Below are 20277 nucleotides of genomic sequence, written 5' to 3'. Positions count from 1 at the left end.
GTGGAGTACTGCTCACCGGCCGCGTGGAGCAACCGTGGACCGCGCCGTCGTCGTGGGCGTCGTTGCCGGCAACCGCACAACCCCGTCCAGCTACTCCCGGAAGTAGCTGGTCCTGGACGGCTGGCCAGTCGTAGCGATACCAGTCGAGGGGTTCCGCCGCCGCGTACGTGCCGTCCGAGAGAACGGCATCAGTCAGCTCGAACCACTGCCGACGGTCGCTGTGGGGACGGACACAGCCCCGGCCCTGGGTCCACCGAAGGCCCTGCCGGTAGCGATGTGCGGTTGCTGGGACAGGTTCACCCCGTGAGCGCTGCCAAAGACGGATCGGGTGTGTGCAGAGCTGGGCGCCATGGTCGGCTATCGCGGTGCGGGGTCGGGTTCGGTAGGTCCGGAGGGCAGCCGGACGGGGGGTTTCTCGCCGATGCGTTCCCACCAGAGGCCGGAACGGTCGCGGAAGTGGACCATGAGCTCCTGGTCCGTGGAGCCGTGCGGGAGGAACCTCCTCGTGTCCCTTCGCCGTCGCTCAGCAGGACAGGCAACGGAGGGCTCAACCGGTCCTGCCCCTGCGGCGCTCCGGTCGCGACCCTCGTGGCCGACTGCTTCGGGCCCTACGAAGTGCACCTTGACCCCGTCCGGACCTACGCGTTGTGGAAGGACTGGGCCTCGAAGGGCCCGGCGAGCGCCGGGGCGAAGGTCGTGGCGCAGCACCTGAACCTGCTCGGCCGCTACAGCTTCACCGTGAGCGTCCCGGCCGTCGGCGCCCTGCGCCCGCTGCGCGATCCAGACGGGCCGGAGTTGGAGAGGACGGCGACGGGAGCGGGCAGGAGCCTGGCTCCTGGAAGCGCGGTGCGCATGGTGCTGCATGCCGGATCGAAAATCCTGTGGCAGCAGCGCTCGCCCCGCAGCGGCTGATCGAGCGGGTCGTGGGCCTCGACGAGGCGGCAGCGCTGCTGCCTGGCTTCCACCGGGCCTCCCCCGCCGGGATGACGATGATCGATCCGCTCCACGGCTGAATCCACGGCGGACGCGGCCGGGGCGGCGGGCGTGGCGTCGGGATGTGTACGGGTCGTCGGGTGATGATGGCGCAGTGCGACTTGATCACGTGTCCTATGCGGTGGCCCGCGACAGCTTCGTCTCGACCGTCCAGTGGATTGGATCGGCCCTCGGCGCCGGGTTCGTCGACGGGGGCGTGCATCCGCGATTCGGCACCCGCAATTTCATTCTCCCGCTGAGCGGCGGCACCTACGTCGAGGTCGTCACCACACTCGACCACCCCGCCGCCGACCGCGCACCCTTCGGCCAGGCGGTCGCGCGCCGCGCCGCCGAGGGCGGCGGCTGGCTCGGTTGGGTGGTCTCCGTCGACGACATCACCCCGGTCGAGGCCCGCCTCGGCCGCACCTCGGCCGAGGGCCACCGTGTCCGCCCCGACGGGTTCGACCTGAGGTGGAAGCAGATCGGCCTGCTGGAACTGCTGGAGGACCCGCAGCTGCCCTACTTCCTTCAGTGGTTGGTCCCCATCGAGCAGCGCCCGAGCGCCGACCCGCGCACCTCCACCACCATCCACGGGGTCTCCATCGCCGGCGACGCCGCCTCCATCGCCGAATTCCTCGGCGAACCGGCCGACCACCCCCTCGACCAGATCGACGTCACCTGGGTCGAGGATGAGGAACCGGGCCTGGTCTCGGTCGAGTTCGCCACCGCCCACGGCCCGGTCACGATCTGACCAGGGCCCGACTGCCCCGCGGGAGCAGTCGGCTGGGGTCTCGTGGCTAGCGCATGTCTCTTTATGGGTTGGTCGGTCAGTTGATCGGATGCGTCTGTCCGATGAGTGATCACTGACGCGATGTGGGACCGGATCGAGCCGCTGATGCCGGCTGATCCGGTCCGTGGACGACGGTGGCCCGACCACCGCCGCACCCTGGAAGCCATCGCGTGGAAGTACCGCACCAACTCGCCCTGGCGGGACTTGTCCGACGAGCTCGGCCCGTTCCAGACCGCCCACAAACGGCTGATCAGATGGGCCGTCGACGGAACCTGGCAGAACATCCTGAACGCCGTGCCGGCAGCCGCGGACGCCGATGACGACTTGGCTGGACCGTCTCGGTCGACTCCACCGTCGTCCGCGCCCACCAGCATTCCGCCGGAGCACGCAAAGCGGGGCCGAAGGCCGCAGCGAGCCCGCCGGCCACGCCCTCGGACGCTCACGCGGCGGCCTGAGCACCAAGGTCCACCTGGCCGCCGACGACCGTGCACGGCCCCTGGCCCTGACCGTCACCGCGCGCCAGGCCGGCGACGCACCCGCCTTCGAAGCGGTCATTGCCCGCATCCACGTGCCACGAAGCGGGCCCGGCAGGCCCCGAACCCGGCCGTTGGCCGTGCTCGCGGACCGGGCCTACTCCTCCCATGCCATCCGATCCCACCTGCGACGACGCGGGATCCGCGCGGTCATCCCGCAGCCCTCCGACCAGATCGGCCACCGCCTGCGGCGAGGACGCCGAGGCGGCCGCCCGCCCGGCTTCGACGCCGAGATCTACCGCGCGGTGCGGAGGGGCCGCCGTACTTCCGGCCATGCGCACCCCTCGTACGCGACGGCGTCCGTCTCGTCTGCCACGACCGGGGCGGCTCGGGGCCGGACGTCCCGGGGCCGGACGTCCCGGGGCCGGACGTCCCGGCGCCGGATGTCCCGGCGCCGGAACTGCGGGTCGCCCTCTATCCCCACGGCCGAAGGCGGCGAACATCACCACGAGCAGCACCAGGAAGCCGGTCAGCGCCGACGGTGGCGCCCACCGCCGCGGTGCGGGGTGAGCGGGTGCCGGAGCCGACTGCCGTTCTGCGATGCGCCCCTACAGGAAGCGGAGTCCTCTTCCCGGGGGTAGTCGCCGTCGCGAGCGCGGAGTCCTGCGGATCGCGAGACGGTCCGGATGCACCGACCTGCGGGGCCGTTCACCCGGCCGGTGCTTCGGCGATCCACTGGGCGAGGGAGAGCAGGGTGGTTTCGACGCTGTTCGTCATGTAGTCGCGCAGGGCCTCGAGATCACCGCGGGTAGCGCCCAGCACGCAGTCGAGGCGCAGGAGTTGCCAGGACTGCTCGATGACGGTTCCACGTCCCCGGGGGCTGCAGGTCCAGCTCCATTGCACGATGCCGTCCTCGGCGCCGCCGACCACGAAGGCGAAGGCGGCGCCGGGGTCGGCCCGTACGACCTGGGAGCGGGTGGTCCACTGCCTGCCGTCCTTGTGGTTGCGGCCGCTGAACCAGGCCCCGACCCCGGGGCCCGGCGCCCTGGTCGAACGTGACGTCGCTCGCGTTGGGGCTCCAGCGCCCGATGGCGGACACATCACTGACCAGGTCGTAGACCCGGGCGGGCGCGGCATCGACCCAGGCGCGCCGGGTGAAGGTGAAATCCGATGCGTCCAGGACCTCGAAGAGGTCGTGTTCGCTGGTGGTTGCGCTTGCGCTCAAGGCGTCCTCCTGGACGGATGGGGTGGTGCCGTGTCGGCGACGCCCACGTCACCACCGGTCCCGTCGGGGAGCCAGACCTGCTGGTGCCTATCCACGCCAGGGTCAGGCTCTGCGGTCGGGCCCGGCCCATACTCGGATCCATGAACGCAAAAGTGCGGCTCGGGGAGTTCCTGCAGACGCGTCGCTCCCAGCTGCAACCGGAGGATCTCGGGATACCGGGCTACGGGGAGCGGCGCCGTGTGCCGGGTCTTCGACGCGAGGAGCTGGCGTCGCTGGCAGGTGTCAGCGTCTCCTACTACACCCGGCTCGAACAGGGGCAGTCCCTGAACGCCTCACCGCAGGTGCTGGACGCGATCGCCCGGGCCCTGCGGCTGGAGGACGCCGAGCGCCTGCACCTGCACAACCTGGCCCGGTCGTCGGCCACGGGTTCAGGACGAGGCCGCCGGCCCGCCCCGGAGCGGGTGACGGAAGCGACCGGCCAGCTGCTGGAGGCACTGGCCCACGTCCCGGCGATCGTGACCGGCCGCCGCAGCGACGTCCTGGCATGGAACTTGCTGGGCCATGCGCTGTTCGCCGGACACCTGGACCCTGGCGCCCCGAATCGGCCTGCGGAACGGCCCAACATGGCCCGGCTGGTGTTCCTCGACGCGCACACCCGTGACCTGTACACCGACTGGCCGGCCAAGGCCAGGGCCGTAGTGGGGAACCTGCGCCTGGTGGCGAGCCGGCACCCGAACGACACCGCGCTCCACGCGCTGGTGGGTGAACTGAGCGCGAAGAGCGCGGACTTCGCGTCGATGTGGGCCGACCACCGCGTCACGGCGTGCGCCGTCGCGACCTACGAGATGCGGCATCCGCTGGTCGGGCCGCTGACCGTCACCCAGCAGACCCTGAGCCAGGGCACGGGCCCGGACCAGGAGCAGAACATCGTGCTCGCCACCACCGAGGCCGACTCGCCCGCGCGAACCACGCTGGCCCTGCTCGCCCAGGTCAGCCCACAGAGCGACCCAGCGCGCCCGGGAGTCCGGGCCGGGTCCGGCTGACCCGGCACACACCACCGGACGCCGGGCATACACCCGAGCGCCCGTCCATCCCTCCGCACACCCAGGTCCGGGCGGCCACCGGCCGCCGCCCGAGGCAACCGGGCGCACGAGGCCCCCCGGCCGAAGCCATCCCCCCAACCCCCGCGCGTCGGCGTACCGCTGCCGCATATCCGAAAACAGTGAAGGAACCATGCTCAAGAACACGTTGTCCAAGACCGCCGCGGCAGCCGTCGTACTGACCGCAGCAGCGGTCGTTGCGGCCACCCCCGGCGCCGCGTCGGCCGTCTCCGCCCCGCTGAGCTGCGCGCGCATCGCCGCGCACTTCGACCTGGCCCGGCACCAGACGCCCGAGAACATCGCGCTGGCTCCCGACGGCAGCGCGTACGTGACCTTCGCCGCCGCCCGCCAGGTCGCCCGGATCACCCCCGGGGGATCCACCCGGATCCTGGCCACCCTGCCCGCGCCCGCCGACGGCGGCATCCATACCCCGGTCCTGGGCTTCGCTCTGACCACCGGCATCATCCGCGCGCACGACGGCACCCTGTACTTCCTGTACGCCACCGGCACCGCCGACCTGACCGGCCTGTGGCGCCTGCGCCCCGGCAGCGCACCGCAGCGCATCGCCGCGCTTCCCGCGGCCGGCCTGCCCAACGGCCTGGCCCTGGACCCGCGCACCCAGACCCTCTACGTCACCGACTCCGTCCTCGGCACCATCTCGAGCGTGCCCCCCACCGGCGGCACCCCCCACACCTGGTCCACGGCCCCCGAACTGGCCTCCACCGGATTCCTCGGCGCCAACGGGCTGAAAATCCGCAACGGGGCGCTGTGGGTTACCAACCTCGACCGGGGCACCGTGCTGCGCATACCCGTCCTGCGGGACGGTCGCGCCGGCCCGGTCCAGACCCGGGCCACCGGCCTGGCCGGGATCGACGACTTCGCCTTCACCGGCCACGGCGACCAGATCCTGGCCGCCCTCAACGGCCCCGGTGAGGTCGCCCTCGTCCAGCCCGACGGCACCCACTCCACCGTCTTGACCGCCGCCGACGGCCTGCAGAATCCCACCTCCATCGCCCTACGCGGCGACACCGCCTACGTCCTGAGCGCCGCGTACGTCACGGCGAAGGACCCCAACCTCCTCCTGGCCCACCTGAACGGCTAAATTCTGTCCGGCGGGTCTTGGGGGCCTTAGGGTCGAAGCATGATGACGCTTCAGGTCCGTAGCGAGGCCGGCACGATCGAGGCTCGCGCCGAGCACGGTGTGCTCTGGGGGCCGGAGCTTGCCGCTCTCGACCTGTCGGTGTTTCCGATGCTGGGGCACTTGCTGCCGTATGCGGACACTGTCTTCAACAGCCGTCAGGTGGTCACCCTGCTGGCGGAAGTACCGCGCCTGCCTCCGGGCGTGGTCACCGATGAGTTCGCGCGTGAGCTTCTGGACCTGGGCCAGACGGTTCTCGACGGACAGCACCTCTACCTGTGGTTCCTCGGAGACTGAGACAGCAGGTCTGCTCAGCGCCCGGAGCCAAAGCCGGATCGCGGCGGTGGTGACGGTGCCGTGGAAGACGTAGGCGTGTTCGTCGGGGTTGACGGGTTCAGCGGCAGTCGTCGTAGAGCGCGTGATCGCTGCCTCCGCGGAGGCTGTCGGTGTACCTGGGATCTCTGAGGGTGGGGCGCGTCGGCTGGGCGTGTAGTCGGTGTCATCGGACCTGTCCATGCAGCTGTCTGCGATCGTGAGGACCGCGAAGAGGAACAGGGGTATGACGCAGCAGGGGTACGTCCTCTTGGGCGTCTTGGTCATGGTGCGTGCGTCAGTACGTGGGGCAGAGGTTGGTCTGCACGGCGGCGAGGATGAACGCGGCTTTGGTCGGGCCGAAGCCGTCCGGGTGGTTGGGGCCGATGAATCGACCCGTTCGTGGACTCGACGCGCCTGGTCGGATCCTTCTCGTCCTTCATGGACTGGCACCGGCTGAGGCCGCGACTGATGGCCTTGGCGTCCTTGCCGTTGACGATCTCAGGGTCGATCTTGTTGAGCGCGGCGAGGTAGATGGCCGGTGTGGGGTGGCTGTGACCGGTCTAGGACACGCAAAACCCCACACAGTGGCGGGGCTTCGGTGTCCGGGCACGTGGGACGTGAGGCCAGGATGGGTTACGAGCGCAGGTTTGCAACCAAGTGGAAGACCTGCAGCTCTGCCCGGGGCTACTGGATGGTCCACTGCCCCGTCTGCGAGGCAAAGCCGCTGTTCAGGCCGAAGTGCAGCAGCGCCACCTTCGAGTCCTTCGGGACCTCGAACACGATGTATCCGAGCGCCTTCCCACCGGGGGCGATCTTCACGCCGCTGGGGAGCTCGGGGCCGGCCGTGATGCCCAGGGTCATGGTGGAGTTGAACTGCTGGCCTTCGGCGTCTGCGACCTTGGCCCCGTTGGAGGGGCTGTCGTCGTAGGGGGCGCTGCCGGTGTTGACGAGTTCGAGCTGCGCGGCGACGTACCGGCTGCCGTCGGCCGGCTTCATGTACTGGTCCTTCGACGTGGCTGGGTCGACCCACTTCTTCACTGTGACGGCGATCTGCTCGCCCTCCCCGTTGCCCTTCAAGGTGAGGGTGCTGCCGACGGTGGCGGTCTGCTGCGCGGGCGCGGAACTGCTGGCCGCCGGGGCGCTGGAGGCCGGCGCGGCTGCGGCCGGGCTGTCGGGCTTGGTCTTGATGTCGGCCGGGCCGCAGGCGGTGAGGGCGAGGGCAGCGGCCGTGGTGAGGACGGCGAGGGCGTGGTGTGTGCGCATCGGGCCATGCTGTCGGGATCTGGTCCGCTGTGTGGTGGCTGTGACCGGTCTGTGACGCGCAGTCCGTCCTCGGTTCGGTGCCTGGGTGCAGAAGAGCCCCGCCGCACGGGGGACGTGGCGGCGGGGCACTTCGCTGTGCGCGCCGGCAGGTGCAAGGCGGGAGACCGGCGCGCAACCTCCCAGGTGGTGCGCTCACGCTACGCCCGGTATGGCTGGAACAACACCCCTCACGCATGGCCGGATGTCACTTCTTTGGTGCGCCCGGGACTGCCTTCGGTGGGTGGGGTAGTGCCCGCCGCGGGACGCCGAGCAGGTCGTCTCGTGCCCTTTCATGCGCGGGTCGTCGGCCGGTCCGGCTCCGAGGACTGAATCGGGCTCGCCCTTCTTTAGACCCTTACGCTGTTCATGGCGTGGCGCGACCAGGCCGGGGGCGGCGTCCCGGTTTCGTGGTCGCTCTTACGGCTGAGACGGGTCCCCCTGATGGTGCAATGAGCCGCAGCGCGTGATCAGGTGGTCAGGGTGTAGTTGCCGAGCTGGTTGACGACGGCCGGGTCGCGGTGGTCGAGGAACAGGGATGCTCCGGTGTCCAGGGTGGCGATGGCTGCCATCTGATCGTCGGTGAGTTCGAAGTCGAAGACGTCGAGGTTTTCTGCCATCCGATCGGCGCGCACCGACTTGGGGATGACGACGACGCCGCGCTGGATGAGCCAGCGCAGCACGACCTGTGCCACGGACTTTCCGTGCGCGGCGGCGATTTCGCCCAGGTGCGGGTCGGTGAAGAGGCTGTTGCGCCCCTCGGCGAAGGGGCCCCAGGACTCGATCTGCACCCCGCGCTCGCGCATCAGCTCCTGGTCGGCGGTGCGCTGGAAGAACGGGTGGGTCTCGACCTGGTTCACCGCCGGGGTGACCTCGTTGTGGTCGATGAGGTCCACGAGCCGGTCCGGGTAGAAGTTCGAGACCCCGATCGCCCGGATGAGACCCTCGTGGTGCAGGTTCTCCATGGCCCGCCAAGAGCCGTAGACGTCACCGTAGGGCTGGTGGATCAGATACAGGTCGAGGTAGTCCAGACCGAGCTTCCACAGCGAGGTGTCGAACGCGCGCTTCGCCTTGTCCTCACCGGCGTCGGAGACCCACAGCTTGGTCGTGACGAACAGTTCCTCGCGCGGGATGCCGCTGCTCCTGATCGCGCGGCCGACGGCTTCCTCGTTGACGTAGGCCGCGGCCGTGTCGAGGGAGCGGTAGCCGGCGGCGAGGGCGTCGCTGACGGCGCACTCGGTCTCCTCTGGCGGGATCTGGTAGACGCCGAAGCCGAGGACGGGCATTTCGACGCCGTTGTTCAGGGTGACGGTCTGCATCTAGGGGGCCTTTCGCGTGATGGTGCGTGCGGGGGCGGAGTTGGGGTGAAGATCGGCGTGTTTGCCGGCGTCACCGGGGAGGTCCCGCGGACCTGCCGTGGTAGGTGATTTCCCGGTCTGACTGGGATGTCAGCCGCCGAGGTTGATGCGGCCTGCGGCGATGGCGGCGATGACGCCGCCGTCCATGAGCAGGTCGCTGCCGGTGATGAACGCGGCGTCGGGGCCGAGGAGGAACGCGGCGACGGTGGCGACCTCGTCGGCGGTGCCGACGCGTCCGGCCGCGCAGTTGTCGATCATCACCCGGTATCCGGCGGCGCCGGGGCCGCTCGTCTCGTCCCGGGCGAGCGGGGTGAGGATGATGCCGGGGCTGATGGAGTTGACGCGAACCCCACACATGGAACCCTTCAGGTAAGCGGACTTTTCCATCAGATAGGTGGAAGAGCATGGCGTCCGGGTGAATCCTGCCTGGCCTCTGCACGCGGCTCCGTTCGCGCAGCGCGACACTCACCTGCAGGGCTCGATGATCGTTTCTGTACGGCGACTGCGTTCGCCCGGGCCCGGCCGTGGCATTCCTGCGGCTGGTAACGAGTCCCGAGCCGGAGGTAGACCGCGCGTGGCGGAGAATGGAAACCCCACCGTCAGGAGACGCCGGCTGGGCGCGGAGCTGCGCCGGCTCCGCCTGGCCTGCGGCCTGACGAGTACGCAGGTGGCCGAGCGGCTGTGGATTTCCCAGCCCAAGATCAGCCACTTGGAGAACGGCCGCCGCACCATCAAGCCCCGCGATGTGCGGGACCTGTGCGGCCTCTACGGAGTCACAGACCCGCAGGTCGTCGACGCGTTGATGCGGATGGCCACGGAAGCGGACCGACAGGGCTGGTGGGTCGCCTGCGGCGAGGTCCCGTACGCCGTCTACATCGGCCTGGAGACGGAAGCCGCCTCGATCCGCTCCTACGAGCCCCTGGTGATCCCCGGCCTGCTGCAGACTCCCGCCTACGCCCGCGCCGTCATCGAGGAAACGATACCTCTGGCCACGGCTGAACAGATCGCCACGCGCCTGGAGGTCCGGCTACGCCGTCAGCACCGGGCCCACCACCCGGCCCGCCCCTTCCGCTTATGGGTTGTGCTGGACGAATCCGCGCTGCGCCGCGTGGTCGGCGGCACGGAGATCATGCGCGAACAGCTTGCGTTCCTGAACCACCTCGGCGGGCAGTCGCACATCACCGTGCAGGTCCTCCCGCACGACGTGGGGGCTCACCCGGGTATTTCCGGGCAGTTCTCCATCCTTCACTTCGCGGACGCAGCCGGGGCCGGGACGGTGTACCTGGAACGGTTCACCAGCGACCTCTATCTGGAGAAGCGATCCGAGGTGCAGCACTACAGCGTCATGCACGAGCACCTTCAGGCCCAGGCTCTGAACCCGGACAGCACCCGCGACTTCATCAGCCGTGCCGCCGAGGAGCTTTTGGCCGCCGCATCGCCGCCCGGCCAGCCGTGATCGCCGCGCCCGCCGCAGGTCACTGCGCCGCGTAGAGCCGCTGGCGCAGGTACGGCAGGGCGGCGGTTTCCGCGACAGGGGCGAGATCGGCCGGCAAGGTGCGGATGGTCGCATCGTCGCCGTCCCGGACTGCCTGCCTGATGTGCTCGATCTTTTCCCGGGCGTGGGGGTTCATGCCCGCCGGAACGTCGTTGGGGGGATTTCTGGGCCTGGATCGGGGTGAGGCGTTCGGGGGTTTCGTCTGGGCCATCGACGGCAGTCGTTCGTCGACGACGGGAGCCGCTTCGCGCTGTCGGGGCTCTCTCCAACGAGTGACGTGACAGAAGGTAACTGATCCAATACTCTATGTGTGCACGCTGAGTCGTCACCACACATCCCCCCGCACCGCCGAGCGTCCGGCCATGGCCGGACCGCCGAGGCGTGCGCGCAGTCAGAAGGAGATACCCATGCCCGCAGCCCAGGACGGCAAGGACGCCCAGGCGGAACAGATCAGCGGCAAGCTGATCGCGGCGGCCCCGCTGAGTTCGCAGCCGCCCATCACGGTCCCCGTGCATCAGCGCGACGCGGAGTGGGAGCTGCCGCACGGCTTCGCCTGGGTCTACTACGGCGAGGGCACCGACCACGTCGCCAAGCCGGTGATCATGGCGGACGGCTTCAACCTCGGCCGAAGTGATCTGCAGTGGCTCGCCCAGGGCCTGGACGGCGGGGAGTACAAGTTCCTGACCGAACTGCGCAAGCAGGGACGCACCGTGATCCTGGTCGGGTTCGACGAGCGCACCGCGCGGATCCAGGAGAACGCCGAGACCGTGATCGCGGCCATTCAGCGGACCCTCGGCGAGCGCGTCGGCGACGACCGTCTGACCGTCGGCGGCTTCAGCATGGGCGGCCTGATCACCCGCTACGCGCTGGCCAAGCTGGAGCTGCGGCGGATGGACCACCAGACCGAGGTGTACTTCTCCTACGACACCCCGCACCGTGGCGCCGTGATCCCGATCGGCCTGCAGGCGTTCGCACACTTCATCCCGCAGGACAACGACTTCGCGCGGCAGATGAACAGCCCGGCGGCCCGGCAGATGCTCTGGCGCCACTACAACAGCGAGACCGGCAAGGACGAGATCGACCCGCTGCGCACCGAGCTGCTGGACGAGCTGGACCGCATGGGCGGCTGGCCGCGGATCCCGCGCACGCTCGCGGTGGCCAACGGCACCGGCGACGGCATGGGCCTGAGCATCCCGCCCGGCGAAGTGGCACTGAAGAGCACCGGTCTGATCGGCTTCCCCGGCACGACCTTCTACACCCAGGCCGCCGGCAGCAACGTCACGGTCGCCGAGCTGAAGCGGCTGTTCCCGCCCGCCTCGAAGCCGGTCATCACCAGCGGCTACCCCGAGCTGGACGGCGCACCAGGCGGCACCCTCGCCTCCTACAAGATCGTGGCGGACGAGCTGGTGGCGAAGGGCGGCAGGGTCGACCTGCGCCACGAGGCCATCTGCTTCGTCCCGACCGTCAGCGCGGTGGCGATCCGCGATATCGACAAGCAGGAGGACCTGTACGCGAAGGTCGCCACGCTCGACCCGGAGGAGAGTGAGGTGGACGAGTTCTTCTGGTCCTCGGCCACCACCCCGCACACCGCGATCACCCGGGAACTCTGCGAGTGGATCATCGGGCGGCTACCGCGGTGACGCAACGTCATCACCACTGATCCATCCAGTGATCCAGCCGCCCGCCCCGGCTCTCTCTGCGCCGGGCGGGCGGCCCGGCGCCATTCCGGCCGCAGGCCACTGGACCGGACGCGCCGAGGCCACGCAGTCCTGGCACAGGGCGCCGTCACGAGAATCTCACTGGCGTGACGTGCCATGTGGTGGCGGTCCGTCCGGCCGAAAGCGGGATGCCCGCACGGCCGGGCGGATCGGGTGGAGGATGACGAACGGCTCGGGGGCCGGTCCGGCCGCGGCCGCTGGTCCGACAAATTTCCGCCATGTCCAGCCGTCCCGACGCCTGGGCGGGTCGCGACCGGCGGGGCACCGAACTGGCCCCGCAGGCCGGCTGAGTAGTGCTCGTCGAGGCCCGCTGGTCGCTCAGGCCGTGGGCGGGCACCGGGCTGTCACGGACCGAAACGTTTGTCTCTTGTCGTTGAACGCGAGAACGCCATCGGGCTGGTCACTAGAGGTGTCAGCAGCCGCCCAATGCCTGCCGACAGGCATCACAGAGCACTGTCAGCGGCGGATGGCAGCATCGGGCGCATGACGCATACGACACCGATCGACTGGCGGCCGTTCCTGCTCGGATGGAGCGGGGAGTGGTCGGATTCCCTGCCCGATGACGACACGCGGAGCGAGGAGGACGACGCCGCCCGGCGTGATCGGTGGTTGGGGTTCCCGCCCGCGTCCGAGGAGCGGATTGCCGCCATGGAGAAGCGCCTCGGTCGACGGATGCCCCCCTCGTACCGGGAATTCCTCAAGGTCAGCGACGGGTGGCGCCAGGCCGGCGGGTTCGTCTGGCTGCTCGCGGGGACCACGGACGCGCGCTGGCACGACAACGAGTCCGGACTCGCGGACGTGTTCGAGGAGTACCTCGACGACGACGCCGGTCCCGACGAGCGGCGGGATGCGGACATCTGGCGGCGCGGGCTCCAGCTCGACGTCGAGTCCGACATCACCCACGTCCTCCTGGATCCCGAGGACGTGGACGAGGACGGCGAGTGGGCCGTGTACACGTGGGCGAGCTGGCGTGCCGAGGCACCCGAGCGGCACGCGAACTTCGGTGAGTTCATGCGAGCCATGCACCGGGAGTTCCACAGCCTGCGGGCGCGCCCGGCCGACGGGGAGCCGGAGTTCGCCAACGACACGACCCGAGAGCTGGACGCCCTGGTGGAGCAGGCCCGACTGGAGGCGCTGCGCGGCAACTGGGAACGGGCCGAGCAGGCGCTGGACGAGGCGAAGGGGTACGGCAGACCGCGGGCCACCGGACTGGGTGATCAGATACGCCGCCTGCTCGGACGGACCTCCATGGTGTACTTCGAGGACGTGGTGAACGACCCGCAGTACGCGCCCGAGCTGCTGCCGGCGCTCGTCGCCGAGCACGCGGCGCACTCGTACAGGGACGACTCCACGCTGAAGTTCCACTTGCGGGGAGCCGGTGACGAGGTGATGTCGCTGGCCTACGCGACGTTGGAGCAGGTACGCAACGGCACGTACCGGTACACGGCGGCCGGACCGTTCGGCGAAGCGGTCGAACGGGCACGGGAGCTGGCGCGGTGGGGCAATACCGACGGGGCATGGCGGACGCTGATGGACGCTCTGCCGGTATGGCGGGCGCTGGGCCCCGACCACCTGGCGCCGCTGGGCTGGGTGGCCGACCCCCTGCTCGGACCCTTGCTGACCCCCGAGCGGGGCCGCGAGCTGCTGTCCACCCCCAGGGCCGGGCAGTCGGGTGAGGCACCGGGCCCGAGGGTCGGCCTCGACCCGGACGACCTGGCGTGGCTCGCGGACCCTGGCCCCCACGACAACCTCACGTCCTACCGGTTCGTCCTGGTTGAAGGCGTGGAGCCGGAGGACCTTCCCGGACGCCTCGCGGACGGTGCCGAGGCAGTGCTCGCCGAGCCCATGACTTCCGTCGAAGCGCGCCACCGATTGCTCCGCGGGCAGCGGGAGTTCTCGTCCTACGACGACAAGGCCCTGATGGCCGTCGGCCGGGCCGGCACCCGCTGGAGCTTCGCCTTCGACAGCGCCCCTGCGCATTTCGACCCGCAGCGGTTCGTCTCCCCGGCCGCGGCCGCGAGCGCGGGCACCCGCGCGGTGGTCGTGTGGAGCGGTCTGAGGACGTGGCGCGGGGAACCGTTCTTCCATCTTTCAGTAGCGCAGGACGGTGCCGAGCAGTACGCCTTTACGTACGCGGGCGGAGAGATACACCGGATCGGGGGGATACCTCAGGCACTGGACCCGGACCGGTTCCTCGGCTCCCGAGAGGAGGGTACCGAGGTGGAACGGTCGCTACTGGAGGCCATGACCGCCGAGTTCGGCGTCCGACTGCCCCGCTACGCGATCAAGGACGGACGGCTGCACACGTTCACCACCCGCTCATGGACGCGGCCGCCGGGAGACGGGGAGGCGTACGCCACGGTCAGCATGAACTGGATGCCGCTCGCCGATGGATAGAGACCTGCAGCGGGTCAACGCCCGCCCGGGGTGGGCCAGGCTTTGATCGACGCGGACACCCTGGCCGAGACCGCAGCGTCCTTTGCACAGGGGCGCGGTTGAGATTTCCCTCCTCGAGGGCGGGTGTATGCCAGACACCTGTGAATGGGTGCGGCGGTGGCTCCAGATGGGCGTCAGCGAGGACGGGACGGGTGTCCCTGCACAGACTGCCCAGCCGTAGTGATCATGGCTGTCACGCGGTGACCAAGCTGCTGCCGTCGGGGGGTCCCCTGTAGCGACGTCCCTCCCGCCGAGTACGGGTTCTTCTGGCCGAAGGCCGGCGAGAGCGCCCGGATCCCCGCCTTCGTGGACACGTCCACAACCTGAGTTGAACGTGTTCAGAAAATCTGACAGCATGGCGGCCGGAGGGCCTGCAAGGCCGGGGGACGTGGATCCGTCTGCCTTCGGCACGAGTTGGCCATGAGATCCGGAGGTCGGCACGACATGATCATCGCCTTGCTCGTTTTCCTGTTCCTGTTGTTCCTGGGCTTGATAGTGGCCGTCGCGCCGGGTCTGTTCGTCGGGTATGCCTTCGTCGCGGTGAGCGGCAAGCTGTCGCTCGCGGCGAGGGTTTTGTTGCTGGTGGCCCTGGCGATGGGTACGGCGGCGCTGTGGCTGGGCCTGGGGGAGCCCGCCAGCGTCCTGCTGCCGCTGGCCATGTCGGTGTCGTTCCTCGCGACCCTCGCCTCGGGAGCCGCGTTTCTCGGGCTCGAAGCCCGCAAGCGGCGCGCACCCCGCTACTCCGCCCCGGCGTGGCAGAGCTGGTAGCCGCCGGCCTCCCGTTTCCGTACAAGGCGAGGCGGGCCGGCTGCGGCTGCCGGGTGGGCGGTCGGCGGGGGCCGGCCCGTGTTGAGGCCTTGCCAGGGCCCTGGTGCGCGGGTGGCGGCCGGACAGGTTAGTTTGCTCGGATGAGTCTCCTTGATGATGTGGCCGAGCGCGACGGCTGGCAGTGCTGGGTGTGTGACGAACCGGTCGACCCCGACGAGTCGGTGAACGACCCGCGAGGGCCCAGTGTCGACAGCCGGACCGCCGACCGGAAGGCCAAGGTCGCCGAGCGCCTCGCGCACCGCGGGTGCAACACCCGCAAGGGTGCGGTCAAGGTGGTCATCGCCTGGCCGGAGCGCCTGTACGTAGTCGAACCTGCACCACTGATCGCCGTTGCCGAGAGGCTGGAGCGCAAGGGCGGCCGCGAGGTCGTGGGCCGTTGCCCGAGCAGGAAGGACGCCCAAGAGGCGGCGGATTGGCTGGTGGACCGCTTCTCCCGACTGGCACCGGGGATGCCGGTGACCGCCGACATCCAGGCGGGCGGCGGCCAGTTCCTCGTCATCCTGGCCACTGGCCGCCGCTGACAGCGGATCTCAGGCGCACTCTCGCGTCGAGGTGGAGCCGGGTCCGGTGTACTCCGGTGTCGGGGGCGGTCTGACGTGTCGTCGGCCACGCACTGGTCGGCCTATGACGGCCGGGCCCGCCGCCCGCGCGCGGAGGTGTTCCGTGCGGTGTGCGCGTGCGGATGGCGCAGCACCGCCGAGTACCCGCTGGACTGGGACACGATCGGTGACCTGTCCCTGTTCGCAGCGGACGTCGACCTCACGGGACCGCTCGCGGACTGGGCCCCGGGCTTGGCCGGGCAGCTGACCGCCACGGCTACGGACGCGCCGTTGGCCGCGCTGCGCGCCGCCGGTGCGCTGGAGCGGATCGCCGCTGCCCGGAGACCGCCGGCGCGCTGCGCGACGACGGCATGTCCGCCAAAACGCTGCCCACCGCACTCGGGACCACCCGCTCCAAGGCCCTGCTCCTGACCCCGCAGGGCAGGTAACGGCACGCGCTTCTATCCGCATGGTGGTGAGGGGGATCCGTCCGGGTCGAGGCCGGGCGGCCACTGCTACTCGGACGGATCGAGCAGTCGGGCATCGGCGAACTGACGATAGAGGCGGCCCGCACTCATTCCCGGTGCGATCTCGATTCCGCTGCGCGACCAGTTCCCCACCTGGCCGGGCCGGCTGCTACCCGACGACGCCCCGCTCGTGTTCGTGACCGCCTCCTGCCAGGTCCTGGCGGAGATCACCTGGCAGGTGTTGAAGATCGGCTACGAATGGCTGGCCCGATTCCTGGACGGCGGCATGGACGCCTGGACTGCCCCGGGCGGTGCACAGGGCGGAACGGGGCACGGGACGGGGGAGGGCCCGAGGGGGCCACCGGGCGGACGCCGGGGCGGTGGCCGCCGGGCGGACAGGGGAGCCCCCGCCTCGGCTCGGGTGCATTTCGATGGGAAAGCCGGGGGCGATTCCCCTTTTTGAAATGATCCAGAGTTACGCGGCATGCACGCTGGGCTATTCAATTTCTTGACATCGTGTCCAATAAAGGGGTGCCTTGTGCCAAGTTTACGTAAAGTCGTGCGCTGTCGAACAGGTGGGGATGGCCTGGACCAAGGATTTGACCAGCTACAACTCACCTGCACTGTCGATGAATTGACGACCCATCACATGACCGCCTCAAGGTAATTGAATTCGCGACATCTTCGCGCGTAGAGCGATGGCGTTCAGAACCCTTGATCTCTCTGGCAGGATTCCCGGCACCCAAACCACTCAAGGAAAGAGGTGTGGTTGTGCGTGGCCGCGGAATACCTGAAGCTCAGCTTCGCCGGCAGTGCAGGGCCATCGACCCGCCCGGATGTGACACACGGTCAGACGGCGCCGCCGGGCTGTAGTCGTCGGGGCGGTGGTCGGCGGCGAAGGGTGGCGTACCGACCGGCTCCCCGACCGCTGAGCGCGCCCGCCGCCACGGTGCCGCCACCGGTCCATCGCCGGTGATGTCTTGTCCACCCCGGCTCACCACGGCTGCTTCAGCGCCAACACGGCGCCGGGCCTGAGTCATTGGAGGCCCGAGGCCGAGGCCGCGGCCGTGGCCGTGGCCGGGGTCGAGGCGGCCGAGTCGTCCGCCTGTAGGCCTCTGCTCGGACGCGTGTGGTCGGCCTCCTTGCCGTGCACCGATCCCCGAGACCGTGGCGGTCGCGCCGCAATGGCCGTGCGGCGGCGGGCACCCCGCAGCCGTCCGGGGCCGCCGTGATGATCCTGCGCCGTTCCGTTGGTGCCCAACGGTTCGGCTCCAAAGGCCAGCTGACTACTCGTCATTTTGTGAAACGTTCGCCCAGGCAGGCGAGTTCCGCGTTCTCAGATCAAGGAGCATGATGCACAAACGCCGCGCGTCCCGCCGCAAGAAAGCGCTGATAGCCGCGATCACCGCCGCACTCTCCGGCGGTCTGCTGTTCGGCTTCAACGCCCTCGCCCAGGCCGATGTGGTCAGCGGCACGGTCATCGGCGGGCAGGGCAACTACCAGACCGTCAACCACCGTGCCCAGCCGTCCCTTTCTGCCCAGGTGAAGGGCTCCTCGAAGGTAGGCGCCAGGGTCTGGATGTCCTGCCGGACGACGGGCGACACGGTGGAGAACAACCCGAGGTGGATCTACACCGGCTCGTACTACATAGCCGATGCCTTCATCAAGGAGAACACCACCCCGCTGCCGGTCTGCGGTGCAACGCCGAACCCGAAACCCATCCCCACGACCGCGAAGACACTGAAGATCGACATGCAGAAGCAGGTCAGGACCCAGTGGTGTTGGGACGCCTCCGGTGTGACCATCGCCAAACACTGGGGCCGCTCCGTCAGCCAGGAGCAGTTCTGCCAACTCGCGGCCCAGGGCACCTGGGTGAACTGCAACAACCAGCCCGCCACGCTGGAGGACATGGCCAACGGCCTGGCCAGGCTGGGCCTGAGGAGCAGCGGCCGCAGCCTGTACCGCAACGCCTCGTTCGGTGAGTCCGTCGCCGAGATCGACGCGGGCCGCCCGTTCGCCGTCAGATTCGGCTGGCGCACCGGCGGCGGTCACATGAACGTCATCTACGGCTACGACAGCGCCACCAACATGATCGCGGTCGGCGACCCGTGGCAGACCACCCAGACCTACACCTGGTGGAACCACTCCACTTACGCAAACAACAACTCGTTCCAGTGGACCCACTCCCGCATCGGCATCCAGGGCTGAGGAGCAGACCGACCATGCAGATCATGCGACACACCAGGCAGGCGACACCCCGCGCCGCCGTCCTCGCCACGGCCGCACTCGCCGCCGCCCTGTGCGGAATCGTTCCCGCGCAGGCTGCGGAGGGCGACGGCATCGCGGGTTACGAGTCCGCCCGGCAAACCATCCAGAGCAACCAACTCCGCGACACCGTCTCCCGCTTCCTGGTCTCGGCCCGACAGCCCCGCACTGCCCCCGCCGCGGACGGTGGCACCCTCGGCGCCCCCGGTAACGCACCCCCCGCCGTCGCCGCGCCGCCCGGGTTCGATCTCAAGAAGGACCCGGTGCCGATGTTCGAGATCAGCCCCGAGTTCGTGACCGGCAAGGCCCAGGCGACCCCGCAGACCGCGCTCCGGCTCTCCTACCTGGCCTCCCGGGTGACCGCCTCCGACGGAAAGCACGCCGCCGTATTGCTCGCGCCCAAGGGGAACGCCGCCACACCGGCAAGCGGCGTGCAGAACGTCGGTGCCGAGGGCTGGCAACTGGCCGGCATCCGGGACGGGGACGCCGAGGTCGGCTTCGCCGAGCGCGGCACTCCTCAGGCCCGTACCTTCACCGAGCCGCAGATCCGCGCCTGGTACCGGCTCACTGCCGAAGGCATGGTCGAGCCGCTCAACGAGGAGGCGACCACCGGCCTCGGCGGAAAGCGCGGCATCACCCTCGCCGCCTACCAGAAGCTGGTCACCGCCCGCTACGGCGACAAGATGCCCGGTTCGGAGTACGACCGCAAGGGCCTGGCCGGCGGATACGGCGGCCTCGTGGAGGACCAGCCGGAGCAGGTCCCCGCCGCATCCGTGCAGCCCGCCGCCGATGAGCCCTGGCAGCCGATAGCCGTCACCGGGCTCGCAGCCGTGGCGACGATCGGCGGCGCGGTGCTGTACGCGCGCCGCAGGGGAGCTGCGACCACCCGCTGACCGGAAACGTGAGGCCGGGCCGCTTCCCCGTGCTGAGCCCGACGGCTTTGATCGCCGGGCTCAACAGCTCGGGGGGCGACCCGGCCCCGACACGAGGGACGCCTCCAGGACTGCCGGCGCGCCTTGACCGGAGGACGACCTCGTTGGCTTATCGGCTGGTGTTGATCCACCGCACGAGAGCCGCGTGGGTGGTGTCGTCGAGGGAGGACAGGGTGCGGATCGCTGCCAGGTCACCGGGGAGTGGCGGAATGCCCGCGGCGGTCAGCGCTGCGTGGAGGTCCAGGCGTCGCCGATCCGACGGCTGCAGGGACCAGGTGAGGCGGAGGTGGGATGCCTGCCGGGGTACCCGCGGATTCTCCTCGTCGCGGGAAGGCAGTGTGTTCGCGTTCGGATCGCCTGGCATCTGCGGCGAGGTATCGCAGGGCATGGACTCCACCATCTCGGCGCCGGGGAAGCGGTAGGGGTCGAGGGTCAGCTGAGGGGTTGTGATCGCTGACGGGGAACACTGCCAGGACTCCACGAGAACCTCCCGGGGTCGGACGGATGTGTGGCTGCGGTCGTTTTCACAGAGTTCGGAGTTCGGAGTTCGAGGTTTGGACTTCGGCGTTCGGCGTTCGGCGTTCGGGACGGCGCCTGTGGTGATGGGCCCGGGCCGGCGCCCACGCTCTCCATCCGATACGTCACACCCACGTGCTCACAGAATCCCGCGTTCGGGTGGGGTGGGGTGTGCCGCGGCTGGTTGCCGCGGCAGGTGGTGGTGGGTGGTCGGGTGGGTGGTCGGCAGTTCACTGTCCCCGATGGTGTGGCTGCCGGCGGTTGGGTTAGCGGCGGTGGTCGTCGTGGTGTCCGTGGTCTGTGCGGCGGCCCCAGTTTTCGGTGTCGATGACGTGTCCGCGGTCGTCGCGGAGGGTGGCGGTGTCGCGCTCGTCCCAGATCTGGTGGCGGCGGTCCTGGTAGACGTCGCGG

At 69.7% G+C, this 20277-nt stretch carries 21 protein-coding genes and 1 pseudogene; 16 read left to right on the top strand and 6 right to left on the bottom strand.

The genetic code is table 11. The features are described 5' to 3' along the window. Positions 1–588 precede the first annotated feature (588 nt). The 4 genes and pseudogenes from ACWGIF_RS24740 to ACWGIF_RS24725 all read left to right on the top strand — a co-directional run. Positions 589–912, top strand: a complete 324-nt coding sequence (locus ACWGIF_RS24740; protein WP_453500710.1) for a hypothetical protein — start codon at positions 589–591, stop codon at positions 910–912. Beyond that, positions 882–1013: a hypothetical protein gene (locus ACWGIF_RS24735; RefSeq protein ID WP_453500681.1), complete on the top strand. Its 132-nt coding sequence runs from the start codon at positions 882–884 to the stop codon at positions 1011–1013. The genes ACWGIF_RS24740 and ACWGIF_RS24735 overlap by 31 nt, the downstream gene beginning before the upstream one ends. A gap of 74 nt (positions 1014–1087) precedes the next feature. Next, positions 1088–1723, top strand: a complete 636-nt coding sequence (locus ACWGIF_RS24730; RefSeq protein WP_453500680.1) for a VOC family protein — start codon at positions 1088–1090, stop codon at positions 1721–1723. A gap of 120 nt (positions 1724–1843) precedes the next feature. Then, a pseudogene (locus ACWGIF_RS24725) lies at positions 1844–2537 on the top strand (IS5 family transposase); the annotation flags it as partial. A gap of 497 nt (positions 2538–3034) precedes the next feature. Here the strand turns inward: ACWGIF_RS24725 and ACWGIF_RS24720 are convergent. Next, on the bottom strand, positions 3035–3460 hold the full coding sequence (locus ACWGIF_RS24720) for an SRPBCC family protein (protein ID WP_453500679.1): 426 nt from the start codon (positions 3458–3460) through the stop codon (positions 3035–3037). Positions 3461–3600: 140 nt separating this feature from the next. Here ACWGIF_RS24720 and ACWGIF_RS24715 point away from each other — a divergent pair, with 140 nt between their 5' ends. The 3 genes from ACWGIF_RS24715 (at position 3601) to ACWGIF_RS24705 (ending at position 5995) form a co-directional block, all read left to right on the top strand. Next, positions 3601–4503, top strand: coding sequence for a helix-turn-helix domain-containing protein (locus tag ACWGIF_RS24715; protein WP_453500678.1), 903 nt, complete (start codon positions 3601–3603; stop codon positions 4501–4503). A 190-nt stretch (positions 4504–4693) separates the two neighbouring features. Continuing rightward, the gene (locus ACWGIF_RS24710) at positions 4694–5662 is read left to right on the top strand and encodes a hypothetical protein (RefSeq protein ID WP_453500677.1); all 969 of its coding nucleotides are present in this window, start codon (positions 4694–4696) and stop codon (positions 5660–5662) included. A 39-nt stretch (positions 5663–5701) separates the two neighbouring features. Then, positions 5702–5995, top strand: coding sequence for a hypothetical protein (locus ACWGIF_RS24705; RefSeq protein ID WP_453500676.1), 294 nt, complete (start codon positions 5702–5704; stop codon positions 5993–5995). Between the two features lie 702 nt (positions 5996–6697). Here the strand turns inward: ACWGIF_RS24705 and ACWGIF_RS24700 are convergent. The 3 genes from ACWGIF_RS24700 to ACWGIF_RS24690 form a co-directional block, all read right to left on the bottom strand. Then, complete coding sequence (locus tag ACWGIF_RS24700) at positions 6698–7276, bottom strand: DUF4352 domain-containing protein (protein ID WP_453500675.1); 579 nt, start codon at positions 7274–7276, stop codon at positions 6698–6700. A gap of 506 nt (positions 7277–7782) precedes the next feature. Beyond that, a complete protein-coding gene (locus tag ACWGIF_RS24695; protein ID WP_453500674.1) occupies positions 7783–8631 on the bottom strand; it encodes an aldo/keto reductase in 849 nt (282 codons plus the stop codon). 129 nt (positions 8632–8760) lie between these two features. Further along, a complete protein-coding gene (locus ACWGIF_RS24690; protein ID WP_453500673.1) occupies positions 8761–9057 on the bottom strand; it encodes an SDR family oxidoreductase in 297 nt (98 codons plus the stop codon). A gap of 187 nt (positions 9058–9244) precedes the next feature. Between ACWGIF_RS24690 and ACWGIF_RS24685 the strand changes: the two genes are divergently transcribed. Beyond that, positions 9245–10126 carry a helix-turn-helix domain-containing protein gene (locus tag ACWGIF_RS24685; protein WP_453500672.1) on the top strand — a complete coding sequence of 294 codons (882 nt, stop codon included), beginning with the start codon at positions 9245–9247 and terminating at the stop codon, positions 10124–10126. 19 nt (positions 10127–10145) lie between these two features. Here the strand turns inward: ACWGIF_RS24685 and ACWGIF_RS24680 are convergent, their stop codons facing one another. Then, positions 10146–10301 (bottom strand): hypothetical protein, encoded by a 156-nt coding sequence (locus ACWGIF_RS24680; RefSeq protein WP_453500671.1) that lies wholly within the window; start codon positions 10299–10301, stop codon positions 10146–10148. A gap of 271 nt (positions 10302–10572) precedes the next feature. Here ACWGIF_RS24680 and ACWGIF_RS24675 point away from each other — a divergent pair, with 271 nt between their 5' ends. The 8 genes from ACWGIF_RS24675 to ACWGIF_RS24640 all read left to right on the top strand — a co-directional run bounded on the left by ACWGIF_RS24675 (position 10573) and on the right by ACWGIF_RS24640 (position 19311). Beyond that, on the top strand, positions 10573–11805 hold the full coding sequence (locus ACWGIF_RS24675) for an esterase/lipase family protein (protein WP_453500670.1): 1233 nt from the start codon (positions 10573–10575) through the stop codon (positions 11803–11805). A gap of 561 nt (positions 11806–12366) precedes the next feature. Continuing rightward, positions 12367–14280, top strand: a complete 1914-nt coding sequence (locus ACWGIF_RS24670; RefSeq protein ID WP_453500669.1) for an SMI1/KNR4 family protein — start codon at positions 12367–12369, stop codon at positions 14278–14280. Between the two features lie 483 nt (positions 14281–14763). After that, positions 14764–15087 carry a hypothetical protein gene (locus ACWGIF_RS24665; RefSeq protein ID WP_453500668.1) on the top strand — a complete coding sequence of 108 codons (324 nt, stop codon included), beginning with the start codon at positions 14764–14766 and terminating at the stop codon, positions 15085–15087. 140 nt (positions 15088–15227) lie between these two features. Further along, positions 15228–15668 carry a hypothetical protein gene (locus ACWGIF_RS24660; RefSeq protein ID WP_453500667.1) on the top strand — a complete coding sequence of 147 codons (441 nt, stop codon included), beginning with the start codon at positions 15228–15230 and terminating at the stop codon, positions 15666–15668. A 75-nt stretch (positions 15669–15743) separates the two neighbouring features. Continuing rightward, on the top strand, positions 15744–16118 hold the full coding sequence (locus ACWGIF_RS24655; protein WP_453500666.1) for a hypothetical protein: 375 nt from the start codon (positions 15744–15746) through the stop codon (positions 16116–16118). Between the two features lie 144 nt (positions 16119–16262). Then, positions 16263–16616 (top strand): rhodanese-like domain-containing protein, encoded by a 354-nt coding sequence (locus ACWGIF_RS24650; protein WP_453500709.1) that lies wholly within the window; start codon positions 16263–16265, stop codon positions 16614–16616. 887 nt (positions 16617–17503) lie between these two features. Further along, complete coding sequence (locus ACWGIF_RS24645; RefSeq protein ID WP_453500665.1) at positions 17504–18361, top strand: papain-like cysteine protease family protein; 858 nt, start codon at positions 17504–17506, stop codon at positions 18359–18361. Positions 18362–18384: 23 nt separating this feature from the next. After that, positions 18385–19311: a hypothetical protein gene (locus ACWGIF_RS24640; RefSeq protein WP_453500664.1), complete on the top strand. Its 927-nt coding sequence runs from the start codon at positions 18385–18387 to the stop codon at positions 19309–19311. 148 nt (positions 19312–19459) lie between these two features. Here ACWGIF_RS24640 and ACWGIF_RS24635 read toward each other — a convergent pair whose 3' ends face one another. Then, the gene (locus ACWGIF_RS24635) at positions 19460–19831 is read right to left on the bottom strand and encodes a hypothetical protein (RefSeq protein WP_453500663.1); all 372 of its coding nucleotides are present in this window, start codon (positions 19829–19831) and stop codon (positions 19460–19462) included. Positions 19832–20277: the final 446 nt, after the last annotated feature.

The organism is Streptomyces sp. NPDC054849 (assembly GCF_053610945.1).
This window is presented reverse-complemented; position numbering and strand designations above follow the sequence as displayed.